This is a genomic window from Desulfovibrio sp. 1188_IL3213 (genome assembly GCF_036763145.1).
In the GTDB taxonomy this organism is placed as follows: domain Bacteria; phylum Desulfobacterota; class Desulfovibrionia; order Desulfovibrionales; family Desulfovibrionaceae; genus Desulfovibrio.
In genome coordinates, this window is the sequence record NZ_JBAIYR010000532.1 from 1 (window position 1) to 1,359 (window position 1,359).

The 1,359-nt window shown below is 61.7% G+C and carries 1 protein-coding gene; it reads left to right on the top strand.

The window, feature by feature from the left end; translation table 11 throughout:
• Positions 1-409: 409 nt before the first annotated feature.
• A complete protein-coding gene (locus V6C16_RS13350) occupies positions 410-1,144 on the top strand; it encodes a Crp/Fnr family transcriptional regulator (protein WP_333543447.1) in 735 nt (244 codons plus the stop codon).
• Positions 1,145-1,359: the final 215 nt, after the last annotated feature.

A 1,359-nucleotide genomic window follows, 5' to 3' on the forward strand; every position in this document is an offset into this window, starting at 1 on the left:
GTTTGACCAGGCCATGAGCCAGATGCCCTCCGCGTCCGCAGGCTTTGCTCCCGGCCGCCTGCCGGGCGCTTACGGCAAAACCACGCATCAGGAATAAACACCGGCAGGGCAGCAAACGCGCACCAACCTTTTCCACTGCCCCGGCAGCCGCAAAAAGCGGCTCGCGGCAAGGACAAAGACGACAGCAAACGGTTTCAGGCCGCGCAACAGCCTGACCGACGCAGAAAAAGCACAACCCCTCGCAATTGTGACTACAGTCACAGATTGCGGGGGGTTTTTGTGTTGTACACTAAACCTGCGGCCGGTACACTGCCGCAGCCCCTCGCGCAGACCGGAAGGTTGGGGCCGCCGCGGCCGGACCGCCCCGAAGGCCGGCATTCCTGAAGCCGAAAGACCGGGAGATCGCATTATGACAAACCGACAGTATGCCGCCAACACGGATTCTCTTATGAACGAAGAAAGCCTGCAGGCCGCTCCCTCCGTGGCCGATGCCCTGTGTACCGGGTTGCTGGCCGGGCTGCACCCTCACGAAAGGGATGTGCTTGCCCGCCACGCCCGCCTGCAAAGTTTTGCTCCGGGCGTGGCGCTTTTTCAGGAAGGGGACGAGAGCGCAGACGCCATGCTGCTGCTTTCCGGTCTGGTCAAACTGTGCCGCCACAGCAGTCAGGGCAAGGAATGTGTGCTCCATCTCGTGCACTCCGGAAAATTCATTGACGCTGGCGTGCTTTTTTATGAAGGGGGCCTGCCCATTTCGGCCGTGGCCCTGCAGCACACCACGGTGCTGAGCCTGAACAGGCGCGCGTTTCTGCACACCCTTGAAAATAACGCCCCGCTGGCCGTCAGCCTTCTGGGGGCCATGAGCCTGCGCCAGCGCCTGCTTATTACCAAGATTGCCGGTTCGCAGGGGCGCATATCCGTGGCCGGACGCGTGGCCGCATGGCTTTTGCACCGGGCCAAGATGGAAAAAAGCGCCACGCTGCGCCTTGGCGTTACCCAGGAAATCCTGGCCCGCCTCATGGGCATCAGCCGGGAAAGCCTCAGCCGCGAGCTTTCGGCCCTTTCCGCCGCCGGCATCATTGAACACCAGCGGCGCAGCATCACCCTGCTGGACCACGAAGCCCTCAAGCTGCGGGCCCGGGGCTAAGGCAATACATGCTTGCGGGCAAACCCCGGGGCAATAACCCTGTACACCTTGAGAATACCCGTTCTCAAAGCTGAAATTTTCAAAAGGTACTTATGCGCATCTGCATTGTCTATTCTTCCTGAACAGGCAATACCCGCATGGTGGCCGAGGCCATCGCCGCGCCTGTCGGCCTGCCCTGCCATGCCGTGGGGCATGCCCCGGATCCGGCGGAATAC